The 26700-nt window shown below is 61.2% G+C and carries 18 protein-coding genes; 9 read left to right on the top strand and 9 right to left on the bottom strand.

From position 1 onward, the window contains the following. Nucleotides 1-55: 55 nt before the first annotated feature. Nucleotides 56-517, bottom strand: a complete 462-nt coding sequence (locus ACZ92H_RS23015) for a rhodanese-like domain-containing protein (RefSeq protein ID WP_131374188.1) — start codon at nt 515-517, stop codon at nt 56-58. Between the two features lie 386 nt (nt 518-903). On the opposite strand from ACZ92H_RS23015, the gene glnA reads away from it, so the two are divergent. From glnA to ACZ92H_RS22985, 6 genes are all read left to right on the top strand, one after another. Next, complete coding sequence (gene glnA, locus ACZ92H_RS23010) at nt 904-2319, top strand: type I glutamate--ammonia ligase (RefSeq protein ID WP_070219258.1); 1416 nt, start codon at nt 904-906, stop codon at nt 2317-2319. Nucleotides 2320-2502: 183 nt separating this feature from the next. Continuing rightward, nucleotides 2503-2988, top strand: coding sequence for a DUF4124 domain-containing protein (locus tag ACZ92H_RS23005; RefSeq protein WP_465051220.1), 486 nt, complete (start codon nt 2503-2505; stop codon nt 2986-2988). Between the two features lie 4 nt (nt 2989-2992). Continuing rightward, nucleotides 2993-4081, top strand: a complete 1089-nt coding sequence (glnL, locus tag ACZ92H_RS23000; RefSeq protein WP_131374187.1) for a nitrogen regulation protein NR(II) — start codon at nt 2993-2995, stop codon at nt 4079-4081. Between the two features lie 49 nt (nt 4082-4130). Further along, on the top strand, nt 4131-5618 hold the full coding sequence (gene ntrC / locus ACZ92H_RS22995) for a nitrogen regulation protein NR(I) (protein ID WP_465051153.1): 1488 nt from the start codon (nt 4131-4133) through the stop codon (nt 5616-5618). 160 nt (nt 5619-5778) lie between these two features. Further along, nucleotides 5779-6744, top strand: a complete 966-nt coding sequence (gene corA, locus ACZ92H_RS22990; protein WP_131374183.1) for a magnesium/cobalt transporter CorA — start codon at nt 5779-5781, stop codon at nt 6742-6744. A 132-nt stretch (nt 6745-6876) separates the two neighbouring features. Next, nucleotides 6877-8250: an ATP-binding protein gene (locus ACZ92H_RS22985; protein WP_465051152.1), complete on the top strand. Its 1374-nt coding sequence runs from the start codon at nt 6877-6879 to the stop codon at nt 8248-8250. Between the two features lie 8 nt (nt 8251-8258). Here the strand turns inward: ACZ92H_RS22985 and ACZ92H_RS22980 are convergent, their stop codons facing one another. Continuing rightward, complete coding sequence (locus ACZ92H_RS22980) at nt 8259-9887, bottom strand: NAD(P)/FAD-dependent oxidoreductase (protein WP_131374179.1); 1629 nt, start codon at nt 9885-9887, stop codon at nt 8259-8261. 536 nt (nt 9888-10423) lie between these two features. Continuing rightward, nucleotides 10424-10561 carry a hypothetical protein gene (locus ACZ92H_RS22975; protein WP_465051151.1) on the bottom strand — a complete coding sequence of 46 codons (138 nt, stop codon included), beginning with the start codon at nt 10559-10561 and terminating at the stop codon, nt 10424-10426. A gap of 446 nt (nt 10562-11007) precedes the next feature. Here ACZ92H_RS22975 and ACZ92H_RS22970 point away from each other — a divergent pair, with 446 nt between their 5' ends. Then, entirely contained in the window at nt 11008-13911 is a 2904-nt protein-coding gene (locus tag ACZ92H_RS22970; protein WP_465051150.1) for a TonB-dependent receptor domain-containing protein, read from the top strand. A gap of 169 nt (nt 13912-14080) precedes the next feature. On the opposite strand, the gene ACZ92H_RS22965 is transcribed toward ACZ92H_RS22970, so the two are convergent. Continuing rightward, on the bottom strand, nt 14081-14806 hold the full coding sequence (locus ACZ92H_RS22965) for a 16S rRNA (uracil(1498)-N(3))-methyltransferase (protein ID WP_465051149.1): 726 nt from the start codon (nt 14804-14806) through the stop codon (nt 14081-14083). Between the two features lie 187 nt (nt 14807-14993). Between ACZ92H_RS22965 and tkt the strand changes: the two genes are divergently transcribed. Together tkt and gap are read left to right on the top strand one after the other, a co-directional pair. Then, nucleotides 14994-16991: a transketolase gene (tkt, locus tag ACZ92H_RS22960; RefSeq protein WP_465051148.1), complete on the top strand. Its 1998-nt coding sequence runs from the start codon at nt 14994-14996 to the stop codon at nt 16989-16991. Between the two features lie 100 nt (nt 16992-17091). After that, a complete protein-coding gene (gene gap / locus ACZ92H_RS22955; protein WP_046685413.1) occupies nt 17092-18102 on the top strand; it encodes a type I glyceraldehyde-3-phosphate dehydrogenase in 1011 nt (336 codons plus the stop codon). 65 nt (nt 18103-18167) lie between these two features. Here the strand turns inward: gap and ACZ92H_RS22950 are convergent, their stop codons facing one another. The 5 genes from ACZ92H_RS22950 to glnE form a co-directional block, all read right to left on the bottom strand. Continuing rightward, complete coding sequence (locus tag ACZ92H_RS22950) at nt 18168-18362, bottom strand: hypothetical protein (RefSeq protein WP_465051147.1); 195 nt, start codon at nt 18360-18362, stop codon at nt 18168-18170. Between the two features lie 144 nt (nt 18363-18506). Continuing rightward, the gene (locus tag ACZ92H_RS22945) at nt 18507-19289 is read right to left on the bottom strand and encodes a YoaK family protein (RefSeq protein ID WP_131374169.1); all 783 of its coding nucleotides are present in this window, start codon (nt 19287-19289) and stop codon (nt 18507-18509) included. Nucleotides 19290-19385: 96 nt separating this feature from the next. Then, nucleotides 19386-19850 carry a hypothetical protein gene (locus tag ACZ92H_RS22940; protein WP_465051146.1) on the bottom strand — a complete coding sequence of 155 codons (465 nt, stop codon included), beginning with the start codon at nt 19848-19850 and terminating at the stop codon, nt 19386-19388. Between the two features lie 102 nt (nt 19851-19952). Then, nucleotides 19953-22796, bottom strand: coding sequence for a TonB-dependent receptor domain-containing protein (locus ACZ92H_RS22935; protein WP_465051145.1), 2844 nt, complete (start codon nt 22794-22796; stop codon nt 19953-19955). A 985-nt stretch (nt 22797-23781) separates the two neighbouring features. Then, nucleotides 23782-26535 carry a bifunctional [glutamate--ammonia ligase]-adenylyl-L-tyrosine phosphorylase/[glutamate--ammonia-ligase] adenylyltransferase gene (gene glnE / locus ACZ92H_RS22930; protein ID WP_465051144.1) on the bottom strand — a complete coding sequence of 918 codons (2754 nt, stop codon included), beginning with the start codon at nt 26533-26535 and terminating at the stop codon, nt 23782-23784. Nucleotides 26536-26700 lie beyond the last annotated feature (165 nt).

Raw genomic sequence — 26700 nt, 5'->3', positions numbered from 1 at the left:
ACCAGTGCGGCGGCCCGCCAGATCAAACCCGGTTCAGATAGTCAGGCAGCCAGCGTCAGGCGCCCAGCCACGGCAAGCCCGCCTTGCACCAGCCGCCCACCTGCTTGCGGTGGCCGTCGGCATCCTTGTCGCCCTCGAAGCCTTCGAGGATGTCGAAACAGTTGGCATAGCCGTGCTCGGTCGCCAGCTTGGCCGCATGGCGCGAGCGCACGCCGGAACGGCACAGGAACAGCAGGATGTCATCCTTGCCGGCCTGGCTGGCCAGTTGCTGGACGAAATCGGGATTCGGCACGCCGCCCGGATAGGTGGCCCATTGCACCGCGCCATGCTGGGTATCGGCGATGTCGACGCGGCCGACCCAGTCGCGCTCGGCATTGGTGCGCACGTCGATCAGTTTCACGCGGGCGTCCAGCTGCAGCAGGTCGTAGGCTTCCTGCGGCGTCACGGCGCCGGCATACGGCATGGCCTCGTTGGCGCGGCTGCGGGCGGTGGTCAGGATATCGGCGGCGGTGGTCATGGCATCCTCGATGAAAGTGAAAAGGTGTGGTCGATTATAGTGCGCCGCCGGCGCCCCGCAAGCGGGATTGCGTGACGCCGGCCCGATGCACCATAAGAAGGCATTTTGAAGAAAATCCGTCGAAATGCACGATAATGGTGCGTTATTCGTTTTTCGCACTTGTATAGTGCATTCTTGATGTGGCGCAAACGCGGAGTCAACATGATGGGCTGGAAACCTTGCACTGGGATGGCCGCGATTTTTGCGCCGCTGCGGCCAGCCTCCTGGAGCTGGCATGGAATCTGCTATGATCCTTATTGAGTTTTGGTGGCACGCAATGTTTGCTTCGCTTCATCAGCCCAGACGCACTAAGGTCGGCTCACCCCACATTCATTTAGGAGATACGCATGGCAATGACAGCCGCAGAAGTCTTGAAGATGGTAGAAGAGAACGAAGTCAAATTCGTTGATTTCCGCTTTGCCGATACCCGTGGCAAAGAGCAGCACGTGACGGTTCCCGTGTCGCACTTCGATATGGACAAATTTGAGTCGGGCCACGCCTTCGATGGCTCCTCGATCGCTGGCTGGAAAGGCATTGAAGCCTCCGACATGATCTTGCTGCCGGATCCAAACACGGCCAATATCGACCCGTTCATGGAAGAAACGACCCTGTTCATGCAGTGCGACGTGATCGAGCCGTCGGACGGCAAGGGCTACGACCGCGACCCGCGCTCGATCGCGAAACGCGCCGAAGCCTACCTGAAATCGTCGGGCATGGGCGACACCGCCTACTTCGGCCCTGAGCCTGAATTCTTCATCTTCGACAGCGTGCGCTGGAAGATCGACATGTCGGGCTGCTTCGTCAAGATCGGTTCGGACGAAGGTTCGTGGTCGACCGGCAAGGACATCGAAGGCGGCAACAGCGGCCACCGTCCGACCGTCAAGGGCGGCTATTTCCCCGTGCCACCAGTGGACAGCTTCCAGGACATGCGTTCGGAAATGTGCCTGATCCTGGAGTCCCTGGGCATCCCGGTTGAGGTACATCATCACGAAGTGGCTGGCGCCGGCCAGAATGAGATCGGCACCAAGTTCTCGACCCTGGTCGAGCGCGCCGACTGGACGCAAAACCTGAAATACGTCGTGTGGAACGTGGCGCACAGCTATGGCAAGACGGCCACCTTCATGCCGAAACCGATCGTTGGCGACAACGGTTCGGGCATGCACGTGCATCAATCCGTATGGAAAGATGGCAAGAACCTGTTCGCTGGCGACGGCTATGCCGGCCTGTCCGATTTCGCCCTGTACTACATCGGCGGCATCATCAAGCACGCCAAGGCACTGAACGCCATCACCAACCCGGGCACCAACTCGTACAAGCGCCTGGTGCCAGGCTACGAAGCTCCGGTGAAACTGGCGTACTCGGCGAAAAACCGTTCCGCCTCGATCCGTATTCCGCACGTGGCCAATCCAAAAGGACGCCGCGTCGAAGCGCGCTTCCCGGATCCGCTGGCGAACCCGTACCTGTGCTTCGCCGCGCTGCTGATGGCCGGCCTGGACGGCGTTGCCAACAAGATCCATCCGGGCGAAGCCGCCTCGAAAGATCTGTACCATCTGCCGCCGGAAGAAGACGCGCTGATCCCGACCGTGTGCGCTTCGCTGGAAGAAGCACTGGAAGCGCTGGACAAGGACCGCGAATTCCTGACCCGCGGCGGCGTCTTCAGTGATTCCATGATCGATGCTTACCTGGAACTGAAAATGCAGGACGTGCAGCGCATGCGCATGACCACGCATCCTGCCGAGTTCGACATGTACTACTCGCTGTAATGGCGCCATGCCGGCAACGTGCCGGTAGTGAATAAAAAACGCGGGTGAGGCGATGGTCTTGCCCGCGTTTTTTTATGCCGCGGCCCAAGGCGGCGCCAGCGCGGTGTTGTATAGTCGGCCCAGGATCGATGCGGCATGAGCCGGCAGGAGTTGAATTTGACAAAGCAATACAGAATGGCGCTGATGGCAGGATTGCTGGGCGCGGCAGCGCAGGCGCATGGGCAGCTGTATGTCTGCGCCGATGCGCAGGGACACAAGACGTACACGGACAAGCGCGCCGGCGCGCACTGCCAGCTGCTGGACTTGCCCGGCGCCATGACGGAACCGCCGCGCAGGACGGCGCCATTGGCCGGCGTCCCCGCCGCCCGGCCCGCCATGCAGGCGGCGGGGACGCCGGCGCCGGCCGCCGGCGCGTTTCCCAGGGTCGATGGCGCCGAGCAGCGGGCGCGCGACCTGGACCGCAGACAGATCTTGCAGGATGAATTGCGCAGCGAAGAGCAGAAGCTGGCGGCGCAGCGGCTGGAATTCAATGCAGGCCAGCCTGAACGCCAGGGAAACGAGCGCAACTACGCCAAGTACCAGGAAAGAGTGGCGCAGTTGAAGGACAACATCAGCCGGACACAGCAGAACGTCGAGGCCCTGAAACGCGAGATCGCGAATATTCGGTAAGCACATGACCCTAGATACCCACGCCAGCCGCCCGGCCCACCTGGCCGGCCTTGATTTACTCGCCTCGGCCGTCATCCTGCTCGACGGCGATGGCCGCATCGGCTATGCCAACGCGGCGGCGGAAAACCTGCTGGAAAGCTCATTGAAGGCCCTGTCGCGGCAAAAGCTGACGGCCCTGTTCCTGAATCCCGAGGAACTGGCCGGCATCTGCGCGCAGGCGCTCGAACATAAATTTTCCGACTTGCGCCAGGACCTGAGCCTGGAACGCCTGGGGCGCGAGCCGCTGCGCGTGCACAGCATCATCAGCGCGCTCGACGCGCCGCCCGACAGCGTGCTGATCGAGCTGCGCGAAAACGTGCAGCAATTAAAACTCGACCGCGAGGAGCGCATCCTCGACCAGAGTCAGGTCAACAAGGAGCTGATCCGCAACCTGGCGCATGAAATCAAGAATCCGCTGGGCGGCATCCGTGGCGCGGCGCAGCTGCTGGAGCTGGAATTGCCGGCCCTGCACCTGAGCGAACTGCGCGAATACACGCAAGTCATCATCAAGGAAGCGGACCGGCTGCAGACCCTGGTCGACCGCCTGCTGGCGCCGCACCGCCGCCCGCACATCGTGGGCGACGTGAATATCCACGAAGTGTGCGAGCGCGTGCGCAGCCTGATCCTGGCGGAGTTTCCCAGCGGCCTGACCATTTCGCGCGATTACGACGCCTCGATTCCCGAGTTCCGCGGCGACAAGGAACAGCTGATACAGACCGTGCTGAATATCGCGCACAACGCGGCGCAAGCGCTGGCCGAGCGCATCGAGGCGGGCGACGCGGAGCTGATTTTCAAGACGCGCGTGGCGCGCCAGGTGACCCTGGCCAAGGTCCGCTACAACCTGGCATTAGACTTGCATATCATTGACAATGGACCGGGCATCGCACCGCAGATCCGCGACCGGATTTTCTACCCGCTGGTGTCGGGCAGGGAAGGCGGCAGTGGTTTGGGGCTGACCTTGGCGCAAACCTTCGTGCAACAGCACCTGGGCGTGATCGAGTGCGAAAGCCGGCCTGGATACACCGATTTCAGGATCGTTTTACCCTTGCCATAAGCGGGGGAAGTATCCCACCCATGAAATCCATTGCGGGACACACACACTAATGAAGCCAATCTGGATAGTTGACGACGACGAATCAATCCGCTGGGTGCTGGAAAAAGCCCTGGCGCGGGAAAATCTCGCCACCAAGAGTTTTGCCAATGCGCGCGACGCCATTGCTGCACTGGAACTGGACACGCCGCAAGTGCTCGTCTCGGACATCCGCATGCCGGGCGCTTCCGGCCTGGAATTGCTGCAGACGGTCAAGTCGCGCTTTCCTGGCTTGCCCGTCATTATCATCACGGCCTTTTCCGACCTCGATTCGGCCGTCGCGGCCTTCCAGGGCGGCGCCTTCGAATACCTGGCCAAGCCTTTCGATATCGACAAGGCTGTGGAGCTGATCCGCCGCGCGCTGGAAGAGAGCCTGCGCGAGACCAGCGTCGAGTCGGGCCCGTCTGAAACGCCGGAAATCCTCGGCCAGGCGCCCGCCATGCAGGAAGTCTTCCGCGCCATCGGCCGCCTGTCGCAATCGAACGTGACGGTGCTCATCACGGGCGAATCCGGTTCCGGCAAGGAACTGGTGGCGCGCGCGCTGCACAAGCACAGCCCGCGCGCGGCGCAGCCTTTCATCGCCTTGAATACGGCGGCCATCCCCAAGGATTTGCTGGAGTCCGAATTGTTCGGGCATGAGCGGGGCGCGTTCACGGGCGCGCAGACGACGCGCCGGGGCCGCTTCGAGCAAGCCGAGAACGGCACCCTGTTCCTCGACGAAATTGGCGACATGCCATTCGACTTGCAGACGCGCTTGCTGCGCGTGCTGTCCGACGGGCATTTTTACCGGGTCGGCGGACACCAGCCCATGAAGGCCAACGTGCGCGTGATCACGGCCACCCACCAGAACCTGGAACAGCGCGTGCGCGACGGCCTGTTCCGCGAAGACTTGTATCACCGCCTGAACGTCATCCGTCTGCGCCTGCCCAGTTTGCGGGAGCGGCGCGAGGATATCCCCATTCTGGTGCGCCACTTCCTGGTGCAAAGCGCGCGCCAGCTGGGCGTGGAAGCCAAGCGCATGAGCGAACCGACCATGCAGTTCCTCAGCAGCCTGGACTTGCCTGGCAACGTGCGGCAACTGGAAAACCTGTGCAACTGGATCACCGTCATGGCGCCGGGCCAGACGGTGGAAATCAAGGACTTGCCGCTGGAACTGACGCAGGGACAGGGCGACGGCGCCGCCGCCGCTGCCGCCGAAACGGCAGCCGCTGCCGTGGCCCATGCGCCGGGCGGCCAGGTATTCGACGCGGCCGCCCCCGCGAATGGGGCGCCGCCTGGCTGGATCGGCTTGCTGGAGCTGCAGGCGGCCGGCATGCTGGGCGCGGGACAGCAGGAAGTCATGGCCGTGCTGGGACGCCAGTTCGAATCGGCCCTGATCAAGACGGCGCTCAAGCATACGCATGGGCGCAAGAACGATGCGGCCGTGCGCCTGGGCATCGGCCGCAACACCATCACCCGCAAGATCTCCGAACTGGGCATCGACGGCGCCAAGGAAGATTGACGCATGGCCGGACGGGGACTCCCCCGTCCGCTTTCCCGCCCGGCGTGCCTCGCACGCCACAACACCCACAACAATGGCAGGCGATAAGGTAAGCTGGCGCTTGCCGGACTGTTTCGTCCGGTCTTAACTTTTATTGTGGAAATTGTATGCCGGGATTCGTATGCTGATTAACTGCGTGGCCTACCAGGATGGCAAAAAACTGGCCGACTTGCCGATCGACGATATCAGCGATTACGTCGAGCGCCCCGACTGCTTCGTGTGGGTTGCCCTGCTCGATGCCACGCCGGACGAGCTGAAACAGATGCAGCACGAGTTTTGCCTGCACGAACTGGCCGTCGAGGATGCGCAGCGGGGCCACCAGCGCCCGAAGATCGAGGAATATGGCGACTCCCTGTTTGCCGTGGTGAAAACCGTGGAAATGGTCGAGAACGAACTGGTGCTGGGCGAAGTCGACATTTTCGTCGGCGCCAATTACGTGCTCTCGTCGCGCAGCAACAGTTCGCAGGGCTTTCTCGGCGTGCGCGCGCGCGCCGAACGCGAGCCGCACCTGCTGCGCCAGGGCTCGGCCTTCGTGCTGTATGCGCTGATGGATGCCGTCGTCGACCGCTATTTTCCCGTGCTCGACGCGCTGGAATCGGAACTGGAACTGATCGAGGACCGCATCTTTGACCGCGGCACCGAGCGCGACAACATCGAGCGCCTGTACCAGTTGAAGCGCAAGGTGATGGTCTTGCGCCACGTCGTGGCGCCCCTGATGGAAGCCGTGGGCAAGCTGCATGGCGGCCGCGTGCCGCCGCTGTGCCACGATACCCAGGAATATTTCCGCGATGTGCACGACCATCTGGCGCGCATCAATGGCACGCTCGATACCATCCGCGACACGATCAGCACGGCCATCCAGGTGAATCTGTCGATGGTGGCCATCGATGAGAGCGAAGTGAACAAGCAATTGGCGGCCTGGGCGGCAATCTTCGCCGTCTTCACGGCGTTTGCCGGCGTGTGGGGCATGAACTTCAAGTTCATGCCGGAACTGGACTGGCATTACGGCTATCCCGTCGCCGTGGGACTGATGAGTTGCGTGTGCGGCTATATGTACTACCTGTTCAAGCGTTCCGGCTGGCTATAAAAATTTCCTGCGCATCTGTATTATTAAACAATAGCCAGGGGTACAATCGCGGCAGGTCCGCATGCGGGCCATCGCTGAGGATCGCCGCGCCGGCAGATGTGCTGGCGCTTCCCGTGCTGCGCAGGAGCATTCATGAGTATTCCGTTGTTTGATGTGAATTCGCAAGAACCCCTGTTCGATCCCGAGCAGCGGCGCACCCTGGCGGAAGCGGCCCTGCGCTCGATCACGGCCTCGACGGCGCGTGCCCGGGGCGACGACTTCCTGCGCATTCTCGTCAAGGACCTGGCCGAAGCGCTGGACGTGCACTACGTGATCGCCGGGCGCCTGATCCGCATGGACGACGGCAGCGAAGGCATCCGCACGCTGGCCCTGTGGGGCGGCGACGGCTATCAGCCGAATATCGCATACAGCCTGCAGCATACGCCTTGCCAGGATGTCACCTGCCAGAGCATGTGTTTTCATGGCAGCGACATTCAGCGTCGCTTTCCTTTCGATACCCTGCTGGTCGACATGCACGCGGAAAGCTATGTCGGCATGCCGCTGATCGACACGGATGGCAAGACCCTGGGCATCCTGTCGGCCATCGACACGCGCCCCATCGATGAAAACAAGCGCTTGCTGGCCTTGCTGCTGCTGTCGATTTTTTCGGCCCGCGGTGCTGCCGAGCTGCAGCACCAGGAGCGCACGCAGCAGCTGGAAGAAATCGTGCGCGTGCGTACCGAATCGCTGCTGGCGGCGCAGGCCAACCTGATCGAGCAGGAGCAGATGGCGGCGCTCGGATCGCTGGTGGCAGGCGTGTCGCATGAAGTCAACACGCCCATCGGCGTGGCCCTGACGGCGGCGTCGAGCATGGGCAGCTATGCCGACCAGCTGGTGCAGCTGCTCGGCGGCGCCAAGGTCAGCCGCGCCGAGCTGATCGACATTGCCGAGTCGCTCAAGGGCGCGGCCGCCTTGATCGAGCGCAATCTGGCGCGCGCCGCCGACCTGATCGGCAACTTCAAGCAGCTGGCCGTGGACCAGGTCAGCGAATACGTGGCCGACCTGGCGCTGCATGACTATGTGCATGGCCTGGTATCGGCGCACAGCCCGGAGCTGCGCAAGGCCGCGCTCGGTGTGGAACTCGACATTGCCCCCGATTGCCAGGTGCGCCTGGCGGCCGGCAAGCTGTCGCAGATCCTCTCGAATCTGCTGATGAACAGCGCCCGCCACGGCTATCCGCAGGGCGGCCCGGGGCGCATCCTGATCCGCGCGCGCATCGAAGCGGCTGCGGACGATGGCGCCTTGCCATGGCTGCTGCTGGAATTTTCCGATGACGGCATCGGCCTGGCGCCGGCCGTGCGCGAACACATGTTCGAGCCGTTCTTTACCACCAAGCGGGGGCAGGGCGGCTCCGGCCTGGGCATGCATATCGTCTACACCATCGTGCAGCAGCTGGGCGGCCAGGTATGTGCCATCGACAGCACTCCCGGCTGCCATATCCACATCAGGCTGCCACTGGCGGCCTGATGACGGCCTTATGCCTTGGCGATGGACAGGGCGACGGCCTCGGCCACCTTGATGCCGTCGACGGCCGCTGACAGAATGCCGCCCGCATAGCCGGCGCCTTCGCCAGCCGGGAACAATCCCCGCGTATTCAGGCTCTGCAGGTCGTCGTCGCGCCGCTTGATGCGGATAGGCGAGGACGTGCGTGTTTCCACGCCCGTCAGCACGGCGTCGGCCTTGTAATAACCCTTGATCTGCTTGTTGAAAGCTGGGAAGGCTTCGCGCAGGGCCGTGATCGCGTACTCCGGCAGCGACGGCGCCAGGTCCGTCAGGTGCACGGCCGGCTTGTACGACGGCACGACACTGCCAAATTCCGTCGAGGCGCGGCCGGCGACAAAATCGCCCACCAGCTGGCCCGGCGCATCGTAGTTGCCGCCGCCCAGGGCGAAGGCGCGTTCTTCCAGCTCGCGCTGCAAGGCGATGCCGGCCAGCGGGTCGCCCGGATAGTCGGCCGGTGTGATGCCGACGACGATGGCGCTGTTGGCGTTGCGCTCATTGCGCGAATACTGGCTCATGCCATTCGTTACCAGGCGGCCCGGTTCGGATGCGGCCGCCACCACCGTGCCGCCCGGGCACATGCAGAAGCTGTAGACGGAACGGCCATTGCTGGCGTGATGCACGAGCTTGTAGTCGGCCGCGCCGAGGATGGGGTGGCCGGCGCTGGGGCCGAAGCGGCAGCTGTCGATCAAGGACTGCGGGTGTTCCACGCGGAAGCCGATCGAGAACGGTTTCGCCTCGATATACACGCCGCGCTTGTGCAGCATCTCGAAGGTGTCGCGCGCGCTGTGGCCGATGGCCAGCACCACGTGGTTGCTGGCGATGGTTTCGCCGCTGGCCAGCACCACGCCGCGCACCTGGCCGCCGTCGGCGCCGGGCACGATGTCGATATCGACCACCTTGCTTTCAAAGCGGTATTCGCCGCCCAGCTGTTCGATATTCGCGCGCATTTCTTCCACCATCTTGACCAGACGGAAGGTGCCGATGTGCGGCTTGCTCACATACATGATTTCTTCCGGCGCGCCGGCCTTGACGAATTCCGTCAGGACCTTGCGGCCGTAGTGTTTCGGATCCTTGATCTGGCTGTACAGCTTGCCGTCGGAAAAAGTGCCGGCGCCGCCTTCGCCGAACTGCACGTTCGATTCCGGGTTCAGTTCGCGCTTGCGCCAGAAGCCGAAGGTGTCGACCGTGCGCTCGCGTACCTGCTTGCCCCGCTCGAGGATGATGGGACGCAAGCCCATCTGCGCCAGGATCAGCGCCACGAACAGGCCGCAGGGCCCCGTGCCGATGACGATGGGCCGCGGCTCATTGCTGTGGCCGGCCAGCTGTTCGCCGCCGGCGACGAATTTATAGTCGGTATCGGGCGCGGGCATCAGGTGCACATCGTGTTGCAGGCGGGCCAGCACGGCCGCCTCATTCTTGACTTCAACATGCAGCGAGTAAATCAGCACCACGGCGCTGCGCTTGCGCGCGTCGTAGCTGCGCTTGAAGACGGTAAAGCCGGTCAGGTCGGCCGCGGGGATGTCCAGGCGCGCCAGGATGGCGGCGGGCAGGGCCGCTTCGTCGTGTTCGAGGGGGAGTTTTACTTCGTTGAGTCGCAACATGGTGTGTCTTTTTAAAAATTACCGGGCTCCGTATCTAGCGGAGAGTCTGTGAGGCAGCGCGTGCGCAGTGCCGTCAGGACGCTATTTTACCTGCAGTGCGGTGGGTTGCGGCAGGCGCGGCAGGTGTCGGGGCGCGGCCGCCTGGGGGTATCGGCGTGGCGGAGCGATATGCGATGGCGGTCCTGCCGCTCGTAAATGGCGGCGCAAAGTAAATGGCGTGCCTGATGCATTGGCCGGCAATGAATCATGGCGATATTTTTAAATGGCCTGTTTAAATGAATCGAGGTGGTGCGCGTGTAAATGTGGCGCTAATTGATGCGGGTGGTCGCGGAAATGAAAGACGGGATGGAGTAAATATCCGGAGGAATATCTGAATGGCTTTTCGTGGAATTCGAAGAATTACAATAGTTTATTTAAAAATAACTTCTATACTCGGGAATATACGCATCCGATCAATGTGGATGGTGCATTACAACGAGACTACTTCTTTGAAAGCTGGAACGTAATGTAGAGCAAAAAATGAAGTTTTGATAGCTTTAGTTTGTTTTGTTGTATTTTTCCAACATGCTGATTTTTACCCCTGCCGCCGGCTGGTTGCCAGGCACCGGCTTCCCTGCGTCACGCTGGCGAGGCGCAGGAATGGCCGCTCTGCCGTGCGCCAGTTTGGTGCGCAAGGAATCCTGCAGCGGCGCGGCATCTGATTTTCCGTCAACGCCAGTGGGGTTTTTTTTAGTATCGGCGGGCGCCGCGGCGCATTTTCGGCATGAAATCCTGGTGCACCAGTAAATGGCGGATAAACCACGCGCAAGTTCCAGCCGCACCGCGCTGGTGCAGATGAATTTTTTAATCAGTGTAACAATTTTTTTTTGAGACGCAAATTAAAACACTGGTATCAAAAAAAGTGTTGTTTCTGGGTTGAATTCATTTTTGACTATTATTGACAGTGCTGCTTTGAAAGTGGTTTGATGGCGTAATGTCATAGTAACGACGCTGGCTCGCTCATAAAGTGATAAACGGTTGGATACACGGCCGACGGCGCGGGAAGAAAGACATTAAACATAATTTTATGTTTACAAGAGCCTGACTAGATCAGTAGGTAGTATTTCAAATCGGAGAACTTATGCATCAACGCACCAAGATTGCCGTAGCAGTAGCGATGGCATTGAACTCGCTTACAGCATTTGCCCAAGAGCAAGCTGAGGCCCCGCAGCGCGTCGAAATCACCGGCTCCCGCATTCGCCAAGTTGACTTGGAAACCGCGCAACCTGTCCAAAAGATTACTGCTCAGCAGATTCAGGCTACCGGCCTGGTCACTGTTGGCGATATCCTGAACCAGATGACGTCGGCAGGTACGCCAGCCTTCAGCAAGGGCGCCGTCCTGACGTCGAACCGCGAACAAGGCGGTCAGTACATCGACATGCGCAACCTGGGCGCCAATCGCCTGCTGGTGCTGGTCAATGGCAAGCGCTGGACGCAGTCGGTTGATGGCTATACCGACATGTCGACCGTCCCCGCGTCCATGATCGAACGTATTGACATCCTGAAAGACGGCGCATCGTCGATCTACGGCTCCGATGCGATCGCGGGCGTGGTCAACATCATCCTGAAAAAACGCCTTGAAGGCGCCGAGATCAGCGTCTACAAGGGCATCAACGAAAAAGGCGACGGCAAGACCGAAGACTACTCGCTGTCGTATGGCGCGAATGGCGAAAAAGCCTCGATGATGTTTGGCATTTCGCACAGCAAGACCGAGCCCGTCTGGGCCAAGACGCGCGACATCACTTCGCAAAGCTACGGTACGGGTGACTTCTTCGGCGCGGGCTTTGGCGCTGCGCCATGGGGCCGCATCACGCCAATCACTGCTGCCGGCACCAGCAACACCGTTGCTGCTAATGGCGGTTTCAACAAGATCCTGAACCACACCGGCGGCTTTGATGGCAGCGGCGTGGGCGCGGACTCGCGCAACCCGGCGAACTATCATAATTTCGCCAACTCGGACGACGACAAATACAACTCGTCGCAACAGATGATGTTCCAGTCGCCGACCAAGCTGACCTCGATCTTTACCAAGGGTACGATCGAACTGCCAGGCGACGTGCGTTTCACGACGACGGCCATGTACGCCGAGCGCAGCTCGACGCGCCAGATCGCCGGTTATCCGCTGAACAGCCTGTCGCAGCCTAATTTCCCGGTGTATATCGACAAGGATAGCTATTTCAATCCATACGGCAACCAAGTCGCCGGTGCCGGCAACGGCCAGGACCTGTACTTTGCCCGCCGCACGATCGAGCAGCCGCGTATCACTGAAAACAACAACCAGACCTTGCACATCGATGCAACCCTGGAAGGCGAATTCACGCTGCGCGGCTTGCCATGGAGCTGGAGCGCTGGCTATAACCACAACTCGCTCAAGGGCGAAAACCTGAGCACCGGCAACCTGAATCTGTTGAACCTGAAGAAAGCCCTGGGTCCATCGTTCATGAACGCGGCAGGCCAGGTGCAGTGCGGTACGGCAGCGAATCCGGTTCCATTCTCGCTGTGTACGCCTTTCAACATCCTGGGCGGCCCATCCGTATCGAACCCGGAAGCGTGGAAATACGTTTCGGCTAACGGCCAAGGCACCTACGGCAGCACGGTCAACAGCATCACGGCGGATGTCTCCGGTGAGCTGTTCACCCTGCCAGCTGGCGCAGTTGGCTTCGCAGGCGGTATCGAGAAGCGCGACGTGCGCGGCTACGACCGTCCGGGCCAGTTCGATCAGTCCGGTTATTCGACCGATCTGGCTGCAAATTCGACCCAAGGCCGCTATTCGGTGAAAGAAGTTTACCTGGAAGCGAGCATCCCTCTGCTGAAAGGCCAAAGCTTCGCCAAGCTGCTGTCGCTGGATCTGGCTTCGCGCTACTCCGACTATGACAACTTCGGTTCGACGACCAACAGCAAAGTCAGCGTCATGTGGAAACCGGTTGATGACTTGCTGGTCCGTGGTACCTGGGCCGAAGGCTTCCGCGCACCTGCACTGGGCGATACCTTCGGTGGCGGCGGTCAAAGCTTCGACTCCTACCTCGATCCATGCGACAGCCGCTGGGGCCTGGCCGCACGCGATCCAGCTGTTGCTCAACGTTGCGCCGCCACCGGCGTACCTATTGGCTATCGTCAGTTGGCACAATCCGGCGCCGCGGTACCTGCCGCCGGCGCACAGTCGACCGTGCCTTTCCAGACCGGCGTAGGTAACGATACGCTGACGCCAGAAACGGCTAAAACCAAGACCCTGGGCTTTGTCTACAACCCATCGTTCGTGCCAGGCCTGTCGGCTACCCTGGACTGGTTCAAGATCAGCGTGAAAAACCAGATCTCCGGTTGGACCGCTGCTGAAGTCATCAGCAACTGTGTCGTTGAAAATATTCAAAAATACTGCGGCGATGTCGTCCGTAACTCGACCGGCGCCATCACCGGCCTGTCGCGCGGCACGATCAACAAGGGCGAACTGTCGACCGAAGGTTTCGACATTGGCCTGGGCTACCGCCTGCCACGTACGGCATATGGTAACTTCGCTGTCCGTACGGAATCGACCGTCCTGCGTTCGTTCAAGCAAAAAGCCAGCGCTACCACGGATTGGCAAGAGTATGCAGGCGAATTCACCTACGCCCGCCTGAAATCGAACATCAGCCTGGACTGGATGATGGGCAACTGGAGCTCGACCCTGACCGCGCGCTACACCAGCGGCGTCAAGGATCTGTGCCTGGATTCCGAGGTCCAATGCTCGAATCCTGACGACCAAGGCGTCAGCTATGACGGCGGCGGCTACAACAAGCGTGGTTCGACCACCTACTTCGATCTGAACGTGGCGTACAAAACGCCTTGGAAAGGCCAGATCTCGGTCGGCGCGAACAACCTGTTTGACCGCGCTCCACGCCTGATGTACGCAGCAACGAGCCAAGGCGTCGGCGTTTCTTCCTCGTCGGCTGTCGATCCTAACGTGCCTATCGACCGTTTCGTCTACGTGCGTTACAACCAGTCCTTCTAATGCCGCGCTCCGCAAGGAGCCTGGGATGAAAGTCTGAAAAAAACCCGCCAGGTTCGCCTGGCGGGTTTTTTTATGCCTGCATGGAAAGCGATTTCTGGAAGCGCGCGGCGGCGCGGGCAGAGCGGCTGGGAGGGATGGATTGCGGCGTTTGCCGGCCGCTGGCTGCTTGCTACATGCCGCCCCACAGGGCGTTCAAGGCGGCCAGCGCCGTCAGGCCCGCCGTTTCCGTGCGCAGGATGCGCGGCCCCATCGACAGGCCGATGGCGCCGGCCGCCAGCGCGGCCTTTTCTTCCGCGTCGGAAAATCCGCCTTCCGGCCCCACCATCAGGGTCACGGCCTGCGGCGGCTGGTGGCGTGCCCAGTCGGCCAGCGACTGTTCCGCGCGCGGCGTCAGGATGATGCGCTTGTGTAAATCTTGCTGTTTGCTCCAGCTGTTGACGTCCTGCAAGGGCGCCAGTTGCGCCAGGCGGTTGCGCCCGCTTTGTTCCGAGGCCGAGACGATGATGCCTTGCCAGTGCGCCAGCTTCTTCTCGGCCCGTTCGGCGGACAGGCGCACGACACAGCGCTGCGCCGCCAGCGGCACGATGCCGGCCGCGCCCAGTTCGATGGCTTTCTCGATGATCCAGTCCATCTTCGACGCTTCCGGCAGCGCCTGCGCCAGGGTCACGGCGTAGGGCAGCTCCGCTTCGCGCGCCACGTGCGCCTGCACTTCGGCCGTCACGCTGCGCTTGGCCACCGTCACCAGGCACGCCTGCACTTCGCCGCCTTCGCCATTGAACAGGGTAATGAGATCACCCGGCGCCAGGCGCACGACCTGGATATGGTGGGCGACGGCGTCAGGCAGGTCGATGGTGGTGCCGGCGACGAGCGGCTGGGGGCAGAAAAAACGCGGCATGCAATTCCTAAATGGGGCAAAAGTGGGGTGAAATGACACTAAAGTATAGCGAGTTGGCGCGCCAGTACGGCGCAATTCTAATTTGCCGCCCCCCAGTCTGGTAAAATAGTTGACTACAGAAAGCAGCCGGCTTCCCTGTCCGCGCTGTTGCAAACGAATCCCAAACTCGCGACTGACCCACACCATCATGACAACTACGCTCCCGACTACCAAAATGGCCAATGCGATCCGCGCACTGGCAATGGACGCTGTACAAAAGGCCAACTCCGGCCATCCAGGCATGCCGATGGGCATGGCCGAGATCGCAGTTGCCCTGTGGAGTGGTCACTATCGCCATAATCCCGCGAACCCGAAATGGCAGAACCGCGACCGTTTCCTGCTGTCGAACGGCCATGGCTCGATGCTGCACTACGCGCTGCTGCACCTGACGGGCTACGACCTGTCGATGGATGACATCAAGGCCTTCCGCCAGATGCATTCGAAAACCCCGGGCCACCCGGAAGTCGATATCACGCCAGGCGTGGAAACGACCACCGGCCCGCTGGGCCAGGGTATCGCCAACGCCGTCGGCATGGCCCTGTCGGAGCAGTTGCTGGCCGCTGAATTCAACAAGCCTGGCCACGACATCGTCAACCACTACACCTACGCTTTCGTCGGCGACGGTTGCCTGATGGAAGGCATTTCGCACGAAGTGTGCGCACTGGCCGGCACCCTTGGCTTGAACAAGCTGATCGCCCTGTACGACGACAACGGCATTTCCATCGACGGCAAGGTCGAAGGCTGGTTCACGGACGACACCCCGGCCCGCTTCGAAGCGTACGGCTGGAACGTCATCCGTGCCGTCGACGGCCATGACGTTGCCGCCGTGGCTGCCGCCATCACCGCCGCCAAGACCGCCAGCAAGCCCACCCTGATCTGCTGCAAGACCATCATCGGCAAGGGTTCGCCGAACCTGCAAGGCGGCGACAAGGTCCACGGCGCCGCGCTGGGCGACAAGGAAATCGCTGCCGTGCGCGAATACATCGGCTGGGATGCCGCGCCATTCGAGATGCCGGCCGACGTGTACGCGGCCTGGGATGCGAAAGAGCAGGGCGCCCTGCTGGAAGCGGACTGGAACGAGCGTTTCGCCGCCTATGGCAAGGAATTCCCGCAGCAAGCCGCGGAACTGTCGCGCCGCATGCAGGGCGAGCTGCCACAGGCATTTGAAGCGGCATTGAGCGCCGCCATCGCTTCCTGCGTCGAGAAGAAAGAAAACATCGCCACCCGCAAGGCCAGCCAGAATGCCATCCAGGCGCTGGCCTCGTCCCTGCCGGAATTCCTCGGCGGCTCGGCCGACCTGACCGGTTCGAATCTGACCAACTGGAAAGAGTGCGTGGCCGTGCGTTCGGGCCAGCCGGGCAACCACATCAACTACGGCGTGCGCGAATTCGGCATGAGCGCCATCATGAACGGCATCACCCTGCACGGCGGCTACATCCCGTTTGGCGCCACGTTCCTGACGTTCTCCGACTACAGCCGCAATGCCCTGCGCATGGCTGCCCTGATGAAGCTGCGTTCGATCTTCGTGTTCACCCACGATTCGATCGGCCTGGGCGAAGACGGCCCCACGCACCAATCGGTCGAGCACGTCTCGTCGATGCGTTTGATCCCGAACCTGGACAACTGGCGTCCGTGCGACACCGTCGAGTCGGCCGCAGCCTGGGGCGCCGCCGTGCGCCGCAAGGATGGTCCGTCGACCCTGATCTTCTCGCGCCAGAACCTGCCGTACCAGGAGCGTAGCGCCGAACAGATCGAGAACATCTTCCGCGGCGGCTATGTGCTCAACGACGTGGCCGACGCCAAGGCGATCCTGATCGCCACCGGTTCCGAAGTGGAACTGGCCGTGGCCGCCGCCAGCGCGCTGGCTTCGGAAGGCATCAACGTGCGCGTGGTGTCGATGCCATCGACCGACGTGTATGACCGCCAGGACGCCGCCTACAAGGCCAGCGTGCTGACGAAAGGCGTGCCGCGCGTGGCCATCGAAGCGGGCGTGACCAGCTTCTGGTACAAATACGTGGGCCTGGAAGGCGCCGTGGTCGGTATCGACACGTTTGGCGAATCGGCTCCGGCTGGCGTGCTGTTCAAGCATTTCGGTTTCACGGTCGACAACGTCGTGGCTAAAGTAAAAGCCGTGATCGCCGGGTAATCGACCTACTCGTTTCCGCCGCCAGCGCCCCGCAGATGGGCGCGGCGGCGAGCAGATTTTTTAATGTGCTAAGTACTTTCTATTCAATCAGGAGCAGAGTATGACGATCAAAGTTGCAATCAATGGCTACGGCCGCATCGGCCGTAATGTGTTGCGTGCTTTCTACGAAGGCGGCAAGAAACAGGATATCCAGATCGTTGCCATCAACGACCTGGGCGATGCCAAATCGAACGCCCACCTGACCCGCTACGACACCGCGCACGGCAAGTTCCCCGGCACGGTCACCGTCGAAGGCGACAACATGATCGTCAATGGCGATCCGATCCGCGTGTTCGCACAGCGCAACCCGGCTGAAATCCCATGGGGCGAGCTGGGCGTGGACGTCGTGCTGGAATGCACGGGCTTCTTCACCACCAAAGAAAAAGCGTCGGCGCACTTGAAGGGTGGCGCGAAAAAAGTCATCATTTCGGCACCAGGCGGCAAGGACGTCGACGCCACCGTCGTGTTCGGCGTGAACCACTCCGTGCTGAAATCGACGGATACCGTCATCTCGAACGCCTCGTGCACCACCAACTGCCTGGCACCGCTGGTCAAGCCGCTCAACGACGCCATCGGCATCGAAACGGGCCTGATGACCACCGTGCACGCCTACACCAACGACCAGGTGCTGTCCGACGTGATGCATGAAGACCTGCGCCGCGCCCGTTCGGCCACCATGAGCATGATCCCGACCAAGACGGGCGCTGCCGCCGCCGTTGGCCTGGTCTTGCCTGAGCTGAATGGCAAACTGGACGGCTTCGCCATCCGCGTGCCGACCATCAACGTATCGCTGGTCGACCTGTCCTTCATCGCCAAGCGCGACACCACCGTGGAAGAAGTCAATGCCCTGATGAAGTCCGCTTCGGAAGGCGCCCTGGAAGGCATCCTGACGTACCAGACCGAACCGCTGGTATCGATCGACTTCAACCACAACCCGGCATCGTCGAACTTCGATTCGACCCTGACCAAAGTCTCGGGCCGCCTGGTGAAAGTGTCGTCGTGGTACGACAACGAGTGGGGTTTCTCGAACCGCATGCTGGACACCACCGTGGCACTGATGTCGGCCAAGTAATTCTTGACCGCATAAGAAAAAACGCCCTGCGGGGCGTTTTTTTTCGTCTGCCGACAGGCGGGCGCTTATTCCGCGCCGTCGTTGGCACACTTGTTGTACCAGAGTTCGCAGGCTTCCTGATTGCCCTGGTAGCAGCTGTTCAGGATGTAGTTGCAGCTTTCCGACGGGACCCAGGAACGCACGGCGGCCGTGCTGGAGAACGAGGCGGCGATGCCGACGGCGGCGGCAAAGACAAACAGGGCTTTTTTGATGGAAATCATTTTTCTCGCTTTCAAAATTGGACAACGATAGGGTGTCAAATCAAAAGGCCGCCAAGGCATGCATGATGAGCACGCCGGGCGCAGAAAAATATTAGCATTAAAACCAATAAAATATTGCTATAAAGAAAAATATTTCTGCCAATGCTAATGCAGGGTGTGGGCGCGCAGGCGGCGCCGGTAGAAGCGCCACAGCAGGCGCAGGTCGCGCAGCACGGGCACGCCGGACAGCAGGCTCAGCACGCCGGCCAGGATGATGGTGGCGGCAGGAAAGCCGATATGCTTGAAGGCGAGGGCGCCGCTGACGCCGCCGATGAAGAAACAGGCGATCAGCAGGCTGTGGGTTCTCAGCTTGCCCCGGTTGACCTTGACCACGCGGTCCGGCAAGGCGCGCCGGTTGTAATAGGCCATCTTGCCCAGTTCGATGCCGATGTCGGTGGACAGTCCCGTCACGTGGGTGGTGCGGATGACGGCGCCCGAGATCTTGGTGATGATGGCGTTTTGCAAGCCCATCACAAAGCACAGCAGCAAGATGGTGACGGGGCCCAGCACGTCGGGCATGGCGGCCAGGTAGTTGCCCGCCAGGCCGAACAGCAACAGCAGGGCCGCTTCCAGCAGCAGGCTGGCGGCGAACTGGCTGTGCAGCCGGCGCCGCTTGCCCCAGTTCACCATGATGGCCGTCACGGCCGCGCCGCTGACGAAGGCCAGCCAGGCGCCCAGCGCGGCCAGCGCCACCGTGATGTTTCCCAGCGCCAGGTCGTCGGCCATGCCGGAGACGATGCCCGTCATGTGCGAGGTATAGCCGCCGATGGCGAGGAAGCCGCCCGCGTTCACGGCACCGGCCACCAGCGCCAGCACGCAGCCCAGCTGCAGGTTGGCTTGCGTGTCGCGCGCCGCGCCGCTCAGGCGGGACAGGTAGTGCAAGGGCATGGGGGCAGGTTTCCTTCGTCAACGCGGCAGGGACCTCCATCATACGCCCTGCCGCGGACGTCGAATATCTTCGATGAAAACGTCAAGGCTGGCCCGTTATTGGATGCGCACCACCTTGGGGGAGCGGGATGCTCCTTCGATGTCGAGATAGATGGCGCCCAGCATGCCGCGCACGAGGGTGGCTTTCAAATCCTTGCCGACCACCACGCCATCACTGCCGTCGACCACTTTCCAGCGCTGGCCATTGGCCAGGGTAATGGTTTGTCCTGGCTGCCAGCCTTCGAACTTGCCGGCAATATGGCTGCTCAGGCTAGTCAATGGCGGCGCCGATACGGCGTCGGCGGCCCGCTTTTGCTTGCCTTCCATGCCGAATGCCTGCTTTTGCTGTTCCACCGTCATGGGCGCCACGGCCACCGCCGCAACTGGTGCGGCGCCGACGGGCATGGCGTCATAGCATGCCAGCCGGGCCGGGCCGTCTTTCAAGGTGCGGCATTGCAATGTCGCCGCATCGTCCGCCAGGACTGGACCGCAGACTGCCAGCAACAGTAATAATTTCTTCATATCCATTCCCTGTGTTTTCTTCTGCGGAAAAGAAAACGGCGCACCGTGGCGCGCCGTTGTTGCGAGGATGGAGGGCGCTGACGCCCTCCATCCGAAGCCGGATTACAGCGTCACGCGCAGGCCGACATAGTAGCGGCGGCCGATCGGGTCATACGTGCCCGCATCGGTGTTGGTGCCAGTCGAATTGCCTGGCAAGCCGCTGTAGATCGGTGGCGCCACGGTGTCAAAGGCGTTGTCGATACCCAGGTACAACTGCATCTGTTTCTTCACGTCGAAGGTCAGCTGGAAGTCCTGGTAGGTGCGCGCGCCCACTTTCACCGAGTTCGCTGGCAGGTCGAACTGTGCCAGGAACTGGTCATCCAGCGCGGAACGGCCGATGAAGTTCGTCGTGCTGCTGATGCCGAAGCTGCCCCATTTGTAGGCCAGGTTCAAGTTGGCCTTGTTCTTGGCTGCACCAACTTCGCCTGCAAACGGATCCTTGTCTTCGCCCTTCAGCGGAATCACATAACCTTCCTTGACGTAGGTATATTGGATCTTCGCACTCAGGCGGCCTGGGCCAACCATATCCACCCACGAAGCGGTCAAGTCGACACCTTTGGTGCCCAGGCCACCGCTGTTCGACGATGCCGAATCGATGTAGCTGAGGGTACCGATGTTGTTGCCGCCACTGGTGGCCGTACGGCGCGTGATGAAGCTGCAGAAGGCCGGATTGCCGCCGCCGTAGCACTGGCTCAGGGCATACTGGCGCGGGGTATCGACGATGGCGTCCGAGATCTTGATGTCGAAGTAGTCCGCCGTGAAGGTGAACTTGCTCAGCATGGGGATCGAACGCGGGGTCACGACGACGCCGACGGTGGTCGAACGGCCTTGCTCCGCCTTCAGCTCGGGATTGCCGCGATCGTAGCCGCTGATACCTTGCAAGTCAGACTGCGTTTGCGTGAACACGCCGTTTGCCTGGATATTGGCCAGCACGGATGGATTCGCGCGGCAGCCTGCCGAGAACTCCGTGTTGGACGTCAAGGTGACGCCTTTGCACGGATCGGAGATGCCTGGTGGGAAGGTTTGCTTCGCCGGCGAATACAGTTCGTTGATATTCGGCGCGCGGGTGGAAATCGAACGCGTGGCGCGGAATTTCACGTCCGACGTTGGCGCCCATTCCAGGCCCGTGTTCCAGCTGTTGGTGTGGCCGATCGTCGAGTAGTCACCCACGCGGTACGCTGCGCGGAAGTCCAGCTGTTTGGCGAGGAACTTGTCTTTCAGCAGCGGCACCAGGGTTTCCAGGTACGCTTCCTTGACATTGAATTTGCCGAAGGTCGGTGGCGCGGCATTGCCGGCGTTCAGACCCGCCTGCGTCAGCGCATCAGCAACGCTGCTCGACTCTTCCTGGCGCCATTCGAGGCCGCCGGACAGGCCGACTTTACCTGCAGGCAGTTGGAACAATTCGCCGCTCAAGTTACCGCCGGCGATTTTTTGCGTGGTCGACGTGATCAGCGAACCTGGCGCAGCCACATATTTCGCTGCTTCAGGCGAAATCGAGTTGTAGCCAAAGATGTTGATCGGTACGCAACCTTGTGCCCGTGCGATCGGGTCCGCGCACTGCACGCCGCCTTTGCCGTCAGGAATTGCCAGCAACGCATTGCGGAAGCTCATGACATTGACTTGGCCAGTCGAATTCTGTGCTTCCTTGGTTTTGCCGTACGACACGAAGGCTTCATAGTTCCATTCCTTGATCGTGCCTTTCAGGCCGGTTGCCAGACGGAAGGTATCGCGTTCCGCCGTGCTGCCACGCGTGCCCACTTCGGACAGGCGGCGCGAGAACGAGTAATCGCGGATGCCATCGCCATCGGTGTCGGTGGCGCGGTCATACAGGTATTGCGGCACCAGTGGATTGCGCACGAAAGCGCCATTGACCATGGAGCCGGTTGGGACGGAGCCGCCTGGGAAAATGTTGACTGCCTGCAGGCCGAAAGGCTCGGTGCGCGATGTTACCTTGGTCGACGAGTACGTACCTTCGAAGAAGGCGCTGTGGTCTTCGTTGAAGGCATGGTTGCCATTCAGGGCAAACAGGAAGCGCTCGGTCGGCACGGCGATCGTACGGTATTCATTGCGGTTGAAGCCAGTGGCTGCCTGGGTGGCGGAGCCGTTGGTATTCCATGGAATGACGTTGCCGGCCTTGTCGTAGGTAAAGTTGCCAGCCGTGGCGCCCGAGCCGTACAGGAAGCGGCCCTGCGGTGCGAGACCCGAATAGAACGGCGTTTGCAGCGAGAAGATGTCGCTTGCTTCGCCGGTGACCAACGCTTTCGACTGATTGTCGACAGCCGTGTCAGGACGGTTGCGCGAATACACGGCGCCTTGCTTCGAGTAACCGAAGTGGCCCATGATATTGCTGGCGCCATCGGCGCTGTTGGTGCCGAAGGTGATTGCCAGCTTTTTCTTCGAGTCATCGTGGTAATCGCTTTGGCCCAGCGATGCATCGACCAGCACGCCACTGAAGTTACGCTTCAGGATGATGTTGACCACGCCGGCGACGGCGTCGGAGCCGTAGGCAGCAGAGGCGCCACCGGTCAGCAGTTCGACGCGCTCGATGAAGTCGGTCGGGATGGTGTTCATGTCGACGGCGGATTCGCCGGGTACGCCCGCGACAAAGCGGCGGCCGTTGACCAGCACCAGGGTGCGCGACGTGCCCAGGTTGCGCAGGTCTACCGTGGCCACGCCCACGCTGGCAGTCTGGAAGTTGGAGTTGGTACGGCTGATGCTTGGCGTACCCAATGTTGGATTTTTCAGCAACAGTTCCTGCAAGTTGGTGGCACCCGATGCGGCGATATCGGCCGACGTCAGGATTTGCAGCGGCGATGGCGATACGGCATTTGGCGAGGACAGACGCGAACCGGTGACTTGCACCTTGGTGACGTTTTCCTCTTCGGTTTGGGCAAATGCGGAGTGCATGGTAAGCGCGATACTGCCTGCGCAAATGAGTCTGACTGAGCGCGCTAGAACTGTTTCATTCAACATTGTCGATTCCCTTGTGTTGTAAGTTAATAGTTATGTTTTAAAAAACTTTACGACAATCGACTGTACATAAGCACAAGTTTCAAGTCAATTTAATAGTTGCAATCTCTAAAAATAACAACAACTTGCATTTGTATTATCTTTTTGTGCGACTGCACAATTTTTACGATGTGGGAGATGAAACTTCATGCGGCCGGGACTGGCAATGAAAGCAGTGCCAATCTTTTCCTTGAATAAAATTCTCAAGGCGCAGCTAGCCTGGCGTTGTTGCCAGCCTGTCTAGACAATATGGCTGCAGATTGTGAAATCCGAGCATTACTTCTCACATATTATTAATTGATATAATTTGTTGTATTGCATTTTATTTAATTTGATATTTTTTTTAATATATAAAAATTGCGAAATTAATTAATGACGAGATAATCGCTGCAGAGCGAATGGTTTTTAGTTGATTAAATTGCAGTTTTGAAAATTAAAATGCTGTTTTGCAATGCCCGTCCATAGAGGAAAACGGCTCGCGCGACGGAGCGTCTTGTTCCGCCTGGAGAAACGCTGGATGGGAATAGGGAATAGGTGCCGATTATTGAATGCGGATCGTCATTTGTACGGATCACGGTGCAGATCGGGTACGGGGCAGGTGGAGACATTCTGGTTATTTTTGCGTATGGATAAAATACGCGTCGCGCGTGGATTTTTCTTGAAAGAAGCACCACGCGGAATGGGATGACGTTTATATCCTGGTACTGGCGATATGCGCCGCCATAGGAAAATGCACGGTGCCAGCGTGATTGCGGCGCTGCGTAAGGGCGCCATCGCGTGGTGTTGATGGCCGCGCCGGCCGCTGGCGACAGGCGTCAGGCGGCCCGGTTTTGTGTGGTAAGTTTGCGACAGCGCTCCAACGGAGCGTGCCGGGCGAAGAGGGTCAGGCAGGCTCCTGAAAGATCGCCTGCCACAGGCGCGTGACGTTGTCCGCATGCACGCGCACCCGTTCCGGTTCCACGCGGGCCAGATCCTGCCCTTGCAGCCGCAACTGATGCTGCAGCTTGCGCAGCGCGCGATAGGCGTCGGCCACCGCGCCGGCCAGCTGTGCATCGATCAGCCCCAGTGCGCCGCACAGGCGCAGCAGGGCGATGTTGCCCGCATTTGCCGTCAGTTGCGGATACTTCGCCGCATGCTGTAGCACCAGGTATTGCACCATGAATTCGATGTCGATCATGCCGCCCGGATCCTGCTTCAGGTCGAAGTTGCCGGGGCGGGGCGGATGGGCATCGAGCATTTTCTTGCGCATGGCCACCACTTCGCCCTTGAGCGGCCCATTTTCCGGGCGTTCCTTGCGCAGGATGGTGTCGCGGATGCGTTCGAAGTGCTTGCCGATGGTGGTATCCCCGGCGCAAAAACGCGCGCGCGTCAGTGCCTGGTGTTCCCATACCCAGGCCGCGCTGCTCTGGTAGCGCTCGAATGCCTGCACGCTGGACACCAGCATGCCCGAGGCGCCATCGGGGCGCAGGGCGATGTCGATGTCGAACAATATGCCGGCCGAAGTGTGCGAGGTCATCCAGGTAATGAAACGCTGTGCCAGCTTGGCGTACAGGCCGGGCGCTTCCTGGTCGTCGTCGTCGAACAGGAAGATGACGTCGAGGTCGGAAACATAGCCCAGTTCCTTGCCGCCCAGCTTGCCATAGGCGATGACGGCGAATTTCGGCACTTCGCGGTGGCGGCTGGGGATGGTTTGCCACACGGCTTGCACGGTGGCGGCGACGATGATGTCGGCCAGCTGCGACAGGTAATCGGCCAGCTTTTCCACGCTGAGGTCGCCCGCCAGGTCCTGCGCCAGGCATTGGAACAGTTGCGCGTGGTGCATTTCGCGCAGGATATCCATTTGCCGCTCCGTATCGCCGGGGGCGTCGTCGAGCTGGCGTTGCAGGTCCAGCGCCAGCGCGGTCGGGTCCGGCACCGTGTGGCGGATGCGTTCATCGAGCAGTTCGTCGAGCAGGATCGGGTGCTGCGTGAGGAAGGTGGCGGCCCAGCCGCTGGCGCAGACCATGCGCACCACTCTTTCCAGCGTGTGCGGATATTCCGTCAGCAGCGACAGATAGGCCGAGCGGCGCGCGATCGCTTCCAGGAAATCGAGCAGCCGGCCCAGGGTGGCCAGCTGGCTGGCGTTCCCATTGGACACTGAGCAATCGGTGATCAGGGGCAGGGCGGAATTGACGAGGGCGACGAGGCGCGTGCGGCTCGCTTCGGGCAACGATTGCAGGCGCGGCGCCTGCCAGGTGGCCAGCAGGCGCCGCGCGCAGGCGGCCGGCTCATGGAAGCCCAGGGCGGCAAAGCGGGCCTCGATGGCTTCCTGCTGGTCCGAGGCGGCGCACTCGTTCGAGGTTTGCGGGTCGATGCCCGTGTCGGCCGGCGGCGTGCCGCTGCTCTTGTCGCTGAACATTTCGTCAAACTGGCCGGCGACGAAGACGCGGTGCGCTTCCAGCCGGGCCAGCAAGGTGGGCGTGTCGGGCAGGCCCATCATTTGCGCCACGGTCAGGCGGTCGGCATCGTTGGCGGGCAAGGTGTGCGTCTGCGCATCGTCCAGGTATTGCAGCCGGTGTTCCAGGTTGCGCAGGAAAGTATAGGAAGCGAGCAGCTGTTCCACGATGGGGGGTTCCAGCAGTCCTTTTTCCGCCACCGTGCGCAGCGTGGCCCGCGTGGAACGTTCGCGCAGCTCGGCGTCGCGCCCGCCGCGTATCAATTGAAAGACTTGCGCCAGAAATTCGATTTCGCGGATGCCGCCGCGGCCCAGCTTGACGTTGTTGCTGCGGTCCGGGTGCAGCCGCTCCTGGCGGTTGACCTCGGCGCGGATCTGGCCGTGCATGGTACGAATGGCATCGATGACGCCGAAATCGAGGTAGCGGCGGAAGACGAAGGGGCGCACGATGGCGTCGAGCGCGGCGATATCCTCGGGGTTGCCCGTCACGGCGCGCGCCTTGACCCAGGCGTAGCGCTCCCATTCGCGTCCTTGCACGATCAGGTATTGCTCCACCATGCCCAGGCTGGCGGCCAGCGGACCCGAGTTGCCGTTCGGCCGCAGCGCCATGTCGACGCGGAAAGTAAAGCCATCCTGCGTGATCTCGGCCAGGGCGGCGATCAGTTTCTTGCCCATACGGATGAAAAACTCGTGGTTGGACAGGCTGCGCTGGCCCGGCAAGGTCGCTTGCGTGTCGCCATCTTCCGGATATACAAAGATCAGGTCGATGTCGGACGAGACATTCAGCTCGCCGCCGCCTTGCTTGCCCATCGCCAATACCATCAATGCCTGTTCCTGCCCGGACTCCTCGCCGACAGGCATGCCGTGCTGGGCCACCATCTCGGCCATGATGGCGTCCACGTGCGTGCGGATGGCGAAATCGGCAAATGCCGTCATGGCCGTGACGACTTCGTTGAGATCGGCCTGGCCGCCCAGGTCGCGCTCGATCAAGCCGCAGACCAGCAGATTGCGCAGGCGGCGCATGGCCCGCTCGGCCGGCAGCGGCGGCGTGGCGGCGTTCGCCTGCCCGGCCAGCGCGGCGGCAAAATCGAGCTGGTCCAACGGTGCGCGCACCAGTTGCGCCACCTGCGCGGCGCGTTCGGGAGCGGCATTCAGCCAGCGTTGATGGAAACGGGAGGCGGAAATCAGGGGCGTTTGGCTCATGGTGACGGTGTCGGTAAGTGCTGCGTGAATGCTTCGTGCATGGATCTTGCGTAACTTGGCTGCGAACGGCGAGGGATGCGGTAAAATTGTGCCGCCGGCGAGGTTGCTGCCGGCAGTGCGCGGTCTCCCGGACGATGGTAAGGGAGGCCTTGTTCAGAAGCAAGC

The organism is Janthinobacterium foliorum (genome assembly GCF_978021625.1).
This window is presented reverse-complemented; position numbering and strand designations above follow the sequence as displayed.

Coding starts and splice junctions, on each gene's coding strand:
- ACZ92H_RS23015 (WP_131374188.1), bottom strand. CDS start 517: ATGACCACCGCCGCCGATATCCTGACCACCGCCCGCAGCCGCGCCAAC.
- glnA (WP_070219258.1), top strand. CDS start 904: ATGGCAATGACAGCCGCAGAAGTCTTGAAGATGGTAGAAGAGAACGAA.
- ACZ92H_RS23005 (WP_465051220.1), top strand. CDS start 2,503: ATGGCAGGATTGCTGGGCGCGGCAGCGCAGGCGCATGGGCAGCTGTAT.
- glnL (WP_131374187.1), top strand. CDS start 2,993: ATGACCCTAGATACCCACGCCAGCCGCCCGGCCCACCTGGCCGGCCTT.
- ntrC (WP_465051153.1), top strand. CDS start 4,131: ATGAAGCCAATCTGGATAGTTGACGACGACGAATCAATCCGCTGGGTG.
- corA (WP_131374183.1), top strand. CDS start 5,779: ATGCTGATTAACTGCGTGGCCTACCAGGATGGCAAAAAACTGGCCGAC.
- ACZ92H_RS22985 (WP_465051152.1), top strand. CDS start 6,877: ATGAGTATTCCGTTGTTTGATGTGAATTCGCAAGAACCCCTGTTCGAT.
- ACZ92H_RS22980 (WP_131374179.1), bottom strand. CDS start 9,887: ATGTTGCGACTCAACGAAGTAAAACTCCCCCTCGAACACGACGAAGCG.
- ACZ92H_RS22970 (WP_465051150.1), top strand. CDS start 11,008: ATGCATCAACGCACCAAGATTGCCGTAGCAGTAGCGATGGCATTGAAC.
- ACZ92H_RS22965 (WP_465051149.1), bottom strand. CDS start 14,806: ATGCCGCGTTTTTTCTGCCCCCAGCCGCTCGTCGCCGGCACCACCATC.
- tkt (WP_465051148.1), top strand. CDS start 14,994: ATGACAACTACGCTCCCGACTACCAAAATGGCCAATGCGATCCGCGCA.
- gap (WP_046685413.1), top strand. CDS start 17,092: ATGACGATCAAAGTTGCAATCAATGGCTACGGCCGCATCGGCCGTAAT.
- ACZ92H_RS22950 (WP_465051147.1), bottom strand. CDS start 18,362: ATGATTTCCATCAAAAAAGCCCTGTTTGTCTTTGCCGCCGCCGTCGGC.
- ACZ92H_RS22945 (WP_131374169.1), bottom strand. CDS start 19,289: ATGCCCTTGCACTACCTGTCCCGCCTGAGCGGCGCGGCGCGCGACACG.
- ACZ92H_RS22940 (WP_465051146.1), bottom strand. CDS start 19,850: ATGAAGAAATTATTACTGTTGCTGGCAGTCTGCGGTCCAGTCCTGGCG.
- ACZ92H_RS22935 (WP_465051145.1), bottom strand. CDS start 22,796: ATGCACTCCGCATTTGCCCAAACCGAAGAGGAAAACGTCACCAAGGTG.
- glnE (WP_465051144.1), bottom strand. CDS start 26,535: ATGAGCCAAACGCCCCTGATTTCCGCCTCCCGTTTCCATCAACGCTGG.